Consider the following 6,121-nt stretch of genomic DNA (forward strand, 5'->3'; position numbering starts at 1 on the left):
AGGTAGAGAAACGAAAGCGTCGATTTTAGACGCGCCCGGCTCTGCTGGTGCGCATGGCCCGGCAAACAATCACCCGCTCGGCCTCGGCGAGCCGGGTTGGGAACTCAGAACAGGCCCAGTTGCGGAGAGGGCGGACGCAAGGCGGTCGGATTGAACGCACTGCCGTCCAGCACCGGCAGGCGCCGTTCCAGCCCATGACGCGCGACGGCCTTGCGCACGCGTTGCGCGATCAACTGCGACCAGACGCCCTCGCCTTTCATGCGCCATCTGAAGTCAGCGTCGTAGTCCTTGCCGCCGCGCAGTTCACGCACGCGGGCCATGATGCGCGCGGCCTTGTCGGGCGCATGGTGGCCGAGCCACTCTTCGAACAGCGGTTTGACCTCCCAGGGCAGGCGCAGCACGGTGTAGTGGATGGACTGCGCACCAGCCTGCGCAGCGGCCTCGATGAGCGACTCGATTTCGGGCTCGTTGAGGAAAGGGATGATGGGGGCCACGTTGACCCCGACGGGAACCCCGGCATCGGCCAGGCGCCGGATGGTCTGCAAGCGGCGGTACGGTGCCGCCGCACGGGGCTCCAGCTTGCGGCACAGTGCTGCGTCCAGCGTGGTCAGGCTGATCATCACGTAGGCCTGCTGGCGCGCACCGGCTTGCGCCAGCAGGTCGATGTCGCGCTCGACGCCGCTGGACTTGGTGATCAGGGTGTAGGGATGCTGGCAGCTGTTCAGCACCTCCAGCACGCTGCGAGTGATGCGCCACTCACGTTCAATGGGCTGGTAGGGATCGGTGGCCGAGCCGATGTTGATGGGGCTGCACACGTGACTGGGTTTTTGCAACTCCTGCCTCAGCAAGGCGGCGGCGTTGACCTTGGCGACCAGACGGGTTTCGAAGTCCAGCCCGGGCGAGAGGTTGAGGTAGCTGTGGGTGGGACGGGCATAGCAGTAGATACAGCCGTGCTCGCATCCGCGGTAGGGGTTGATGGACCAGGTGAAGGGGATGTCGGGAGACTGGTTGCCCGACAGGATGCTGCGGGCCTGCTCGGGCGTGACCTGGGTGGGGCGAGCAGTCGTCTCATCCTCCTCGCGCTCCCAACCATCGGCGACCGCCTCGCGCGCCTGCGCCGCAAAGCGATGCGCCCAACGGGTGGCCGTGCCACGGCCCTTGAGGGGGATGGCACGCAGACGGGCATCAGGGGGTGGCGTCCAATCGCTCATGCACTGTATTTTCATACAGCATACGGATTTTGTCAGCCACTCTGACCAGGCTCGCTCAACGGCGCTGCCAACGCTGTCGCCAGGCGATGAAGTCTGCCGCCGGCATGGGCTTGCTCACCAAATAACCCTGGGCTTCGTCACACCGCCAATCGCGCAGACGCTGCAAGATGGCTTCGGTCTCCACGCCTTCGGCCACCACACTGAGGCCCAGGTTGTGGGCCAGGTCAATGGTCGAGCGGACGATCTTGGCATCGCTGTCGTCGTCTGCCATGCCCATCACGAAAGACTTGTCGATCTTGAGTTCGCTGACCGGCAGACGCTTGAGGTAGGCCAGCGACGAATAGCCGGTGCCAAAGTCGTCAATGGAGAGCTTGAAGCCCAACTCAGCCAAGCGGTTGAGGGTGTTCTCGGCACGCTGAGGGTCGTCCATGATCGCGCTCTCGGTGATCTCCAGGCAAAAGGCCTCGGCCTGCACACCATGGCGCGCCATGATGGCGCTGAGCTTTTGCGGAAAATCCAGGTCCAGTAAATCTCGGGTGGACAGGTTGATGGCCACACGCAGGCCGGCTTCGGCGCTTTGCAGACTGGACCACTGACGGGCCACCTCCTCGAACACCCACAAGGTGAGTTGGCGCACGAAACCGGTTTGCTCGGCAAACGGAATGAAGGCCATGGGGGGAACGAGTCCGCGTTCAGGGTGCTGCCACCGCACCAGAGCCTCGGCCGCACTGATCTGCCCGGAAGCGGTGTGCAGCTTGGGCTGCAAGTACAAACGCAACTCCTCGTGCGCCAGTGCGTGGCGCAGGTCGCTCAGCAGAGACAGGGTCTGGGCGCTGGACGAGTCGAGCGCTGGGGCGTACAGCACCACGCCGGTGGTCCGTGCCTTGGCAGCGTGCATCGCGACTTCGGAGCGGCTCATCAAGGTGTCGGCGTCGTCGCCATCGCCAGGCCAGCAGGCCGCACCGATGCTGGCACTGAGATCAACCGTCTGCTCCCCAAGCGCCAGTGGGTGCTCGAAACCTCTGGTGATGCGATCGGCCACGGCCAGCGCGGCCTGGGCATCCGCCTGGGTCAACAGGATGACGAACTCGTCGCCCCCCACACGCGCCACCAGATCGGCTGCGGCGCCCACGTGCTGCTGCAGGCGAGTGGCCACCACCTTGAGCAACTCGTCGCCAAAACCATAGCCCAGCACTTCGTTGACGTGTTTGAATCGATCAAGGTTGAGGGTGAGGACCACCAGGGGGCCTTGCCCTGCCTGATCGAGTGCCGCCACCAGGCGATCCCGGAACTGCTCGCGGTTGGGCAGCCCGGTGAGACGGTCCCAGTAGGCGAGCTTGAGGATCTGCTCATGCTGCTGGGCCAGGCTGGTGCGCATGCGATCAAAACCGCGGGCCAACTGCCCCACTTCGTCGTGTCGGTGCGTGCCTTGCACGGCAATGTCAAAGCGGCCCTGCTCCAACACCCCCGTGACCTCGGTGAGCTCCTTGAGAGGACGGGTCACACGTCGGCTGGCGAGGTGGCTGCCCACGGCGAACAACAAGAGGCCACCCAAGGTGATCAAGATCAGGTGAAACTGGAGTTGTTGGTATGGCCCACGTGCCTCGGAGATGGAGCGCAAGAAGATCGCACGCATCGCGCCATCGGTGGCGCCCATGGCACCTTGTCGCACGGCGAGGATGTCTTCGCCCAGCGTGACAGACGACAGGCGCTGACGAACCACATCGACCAGGGCGGCCTGCTGCGCCCGTGGCAAGGTCGAGACGACAGGCACCAGGGTCTGATCAGGCTGCTCGGACACGATGGCGATGTGGACATTGGACAGGCGCACAAAGTCTTCGGCCAGCCCTTGGTCGAGCGGGAAACCCATCAGCACCCAGCCGATCAACACGGGTGCCTTCACGGGCACCATGACGAACTGGTAAGGCTGCGGCCCGATGCGGGCCAATCGCCCGCCTTGCGGCACCCGAGACAACTGTGTGCCCAAGTGCTGGAACACCTCGTGGGGCACCGGTGGCGCACCCTCACTGACAGTGGACTGCGTGAAGTCAGGCGACAGCATCACCGCCAAGGTGGCGCCGATGCGGGCACTGCTGTTGTCCAGTGCCGAGGCAATGGTGCCTTGATCGCCACTGGCGATGGCCGAGCGGAAGCCGAAATCTGCGGCCAGCACGACCGACGCCTCCTGCAAGCGCTGTGCGCGCAAGTCCAGCAGACGTTGCCAGACGCGCTCGCCAACCTCCAGTTCGGTGCGCACCCCTTGCCGCACCAGTTGCTCGACAGCGGCCCGCACGACCGCACCACCTGCCGCCTGCACGACCAGCAGCAAGATGAGCATGACCAGCACGATGCGGGTGGACAGCGACATGTCTCGCCAGTACGAGCGAGCCATGTCGGTCATGGCGCCTCCAGCTTGCGGAGCACAACGCGCAGCGCCAGGGACTTGTCTGTCATGCTCAGCGCCTGAGCCTGGGCAGCCGCCCCGACGGGCAGACGCTGGTGCCACAGGCGCAGTTGGTAGGCATCAGGCGGGACGTTGTCCAGCACGACACGGCCATCGGCGTCGGCTTGGGCTCGGTATGGCGTGTCCACCACCACGACCCAGGCAATCATCTGATCGTGGATGTTGCACCCCAGCACGGCCACACCTGGCTGGTCGAACACCACCGGCTGGGCAGGCGTGCCGACGTAGAGCTTGAGCTCGAACCGCTTGGTGGGCGAGAACGAGTAGACATGGTGGCGCACGGTGTCGCGGTTGGGAAAGGCCACCGGCGTCCCCCGTGTGACGAGGAGCACATCGGGCACAAAGCGCTTGTTCTGCTGGGCCATGTCGACCTGCGCCATGGGCCGCACGACCTTGCTGGCCTGGACCGAATCCAGGAACACCACCGCATCGGGTACGGGACGGCCTTGCTCGTCCACCACTGTGACCTGCAAACTGGCTGCACCGCTGGTGCCCACGCCCAGACTCAAACAAGCGGCGAGCCCCCAAGCAATCCAACCCTCACGGCTCAATCGCCACCCCTCGCAAGGATTGCCCCTGGCCCACGGTCCCCAGCAAGGAGGCCTGCCCCGTGCGCAGATCAATGCGATAGAGACGGGTCCGGGCCTCGCCCTGCGTGACCACGGCCGCCAAGGCGGTGTTGCGCACGTCCGAAATGTCGAAGGAGACCTCACGCAAAGGCCCCAGGCCCAGGCCGCCCACCTTGAACAGCATGCCACCATTGGGAGACACGACAGGGCTGACGCCCTCGGCGCTGCCCAACGTCACCAGCGTGCCTTGACTCATGTCAATGGCATAGCCGGTGGTCAACTTGTCATCTCGGGTGTTATAGGTGTAGGCCATGCCGGCCACGCGCGGCCGAACGGTCGCGTCGGCGTAGCGCAGGGCACCGTCTGGCTGCACACCGGCTTGGGCGGGATCGCCATCGACCAGCGCGCCCGTATCGGGGTGCACACGCATGTTGCGCCCATCTTCGCTGATGACGCGGATGCGGTCGACGGTGGGATTGAAATCGAATCCGTGGGCCTGTTGCGGTGACAAGGACAGCAGCGGAGCCGGCACCCAGTTCAAACGTGCCTGGACGGTATCGAGTGTGTACAGGCGCCCGGCACTGCTGAGGGCATACAGCACCCCACGGGCCACACGGTAATCGATGCCAACGATGACCTCGCCCTCACTCAGGCCTTGCAGTGGACGGGAACTGAGCAGCTTGCCAGGCTGGCCCGCATTGAAGTGGATGAGTTCGTGGTTGGCCGTGACCGCCCAGACCGTTTCGGGGCGGTTGCCCCCTGTGGGCTCAGACCAAGGCAAGGACAGCGAGGTGCACGCAGACAGCACGCCCGCCAGCGCCAAGGCCATCCCGCAGCGAGCGGCAAGTCGAGAAACATTCACAGCCTTCTTGGCAGATCGCATGGAGACCCTCTCATCGCGCGGGTGCAGCGAGGCACCTAACCCCAGATGACAGTCGCCGAGAAAACGTACCCGGCGCCGTAGACGGTCTTGATGATACGCGGGTCGAGCGGGTCATCTTCGATCTTGCGGCGCAGGCGTGAAATCCTCACGTCAATGCTGCGATCCAGGGGAGATAAGCCACGCCGTCCGACCAATTGTTCACGGGTGAGGATCTGGTGCGGACGCTCCAGGAAGGTACGCAGCACCTGCACTTCGGCCACGCCCAGCACATGCTCGCCCCCCTCGTCGGAGCGCAAGGTGTTGGCCGAGCAGTCCAGCGTCCAGTTCAGAAAGCGTGCCACGCGGCGCGACTCGCTTTGGCCACCGCCCGGCACCTGGCCGCGACGGCGCAGGATGCTGCGCACACGGGCGACCAGCTCACGCGGCTCGAAAGGCTTGGTGACATAGTCATCTCCGCCCAACTCCAGACCCATGATGCGGTCGGCGGTGTGCCCTCGACCACTGAGGATCAGGAGGCCACAGGGAGACTGCTGGCTGATCTGACGCACCAGGTCGATGCCGTCCATGTCGGGCAGGCCCAAGTCGATGATGCACAGATCGGGACGACGGACCGGCAGACGGCTCAGTGCGCTGGCGCCGGTGTGGAAACACTCCACCTCGAAGCCGAATTCGACGAGCACGGATTGCACCAGACGGGCGATCGAGAGCTCGTCTTCAATGACGTAAATCAGGGCCGGGGGCATGCTCACGCGGTCAGCCCTTCCAGGGCCGCCGCCAGATCGCGGGTGCTGAAGGGCTTGGGCAAGACGGGCAGGTCCATGAGCTCGTCCCCACTGGGGGCGCAACCGCTCATCAGTAACACCTGCATCTGCGGACGCTGCAAACGCGCCAGGCGAGCCAAGCCTACGCCGTTCATCTCACCGGGCATCATGATGTCGGACAGGAGCAGATTGATATCGGGCATCTGCGCAAGGATAGCCTGCGCCTCCTGCGC

The 6,121-nt window shown here is 64.9% G+C and carries 5 protein-coding genes and 1 pseudogene; all 6 read right to left on the reverse strand.

The features are described from left to right. Positions 1–104: 104 nt before the first annotated feature. Positions 105–1,211 (reverse strand): PA0069 family radical SAM protein, encoded by a 1,107-nt coding sequence (locus tag ACMV18_RS01220; protein ID WP_374256273.1) that lies wholly within the window; start codon positions 1,209–1,211, stop codon positions 105–107. Positions 1,212–1,266: 55 nt separating this feature from the next. Next, complete coding sequence (locus ACMV18_RS01225) at positions 1,267–3,612, reverse strand: putative bifunctional diguanylate cyclase/phosphodiesterase (protein ID WP_420816373.1); 2,346 nt, start codon at positions 3,610–3,612, stop codon at positions 1,267–1,269. Beyond that, positions 3,609–4,172 carry a methylamine utilization protein gene (locus ACMV18_RS01230; RefSeq protein ID WP_420816374.1) on the reverse strand — a complete coding sequence of 188 codons (564 nt, stop codon included), beginning with the start codon at positions 4,170–4,172 and terminating at the stop codon, positions 3,609–3,611. The genes ACMV18_RS01225 and ACMV18_RS01230 overlap by 4 nt, the downstream gene beginning before the upstream one ends. A 43-nt stretch (positions 4,173–4,215) precedes the next feature. Further along, a complete protein-coding gene (locus ACMV18_RS01235) occupies positions 4,216–5,127 on the reverse strand; it encodes a DUF4394 domain-containing protein (protein ID WP_420816375.1) in 912 nt (303 codons plus the stop codon). Positions 5,128–5,162: 35 nt separating this feature from the next. Beyond that, positions 5,163–5,870 carry a response regulator transcription factor gene (locus ACMV18_RS01240; RefSeq protein WP_420816377.1) on the reverse strand — a complete coding sequence of 236 codons (708 nt, stop codon included), beginning with the start codon at positions 5,868–5,870 and terminating at the stop codon, positions 5,163–5,165. A 2-nt stretch (positions 5,871–5,872) separates the two neighbouring features. Then, positions 5,873–6,121: pseudogene (locus tag ACMV18_RS01245) on the reverse strand (hybrid sensor histidine kinase/response regulator); the annotation flags it as partial.

Source organism: Aquabacterium sp., assembly GCF_048860245.1.
GTDB lineage: Bacteria > Pseudomonadota > Gammaproteobacteria > Burkholderiales > Burkholderiaceae_C > Aquabacterium.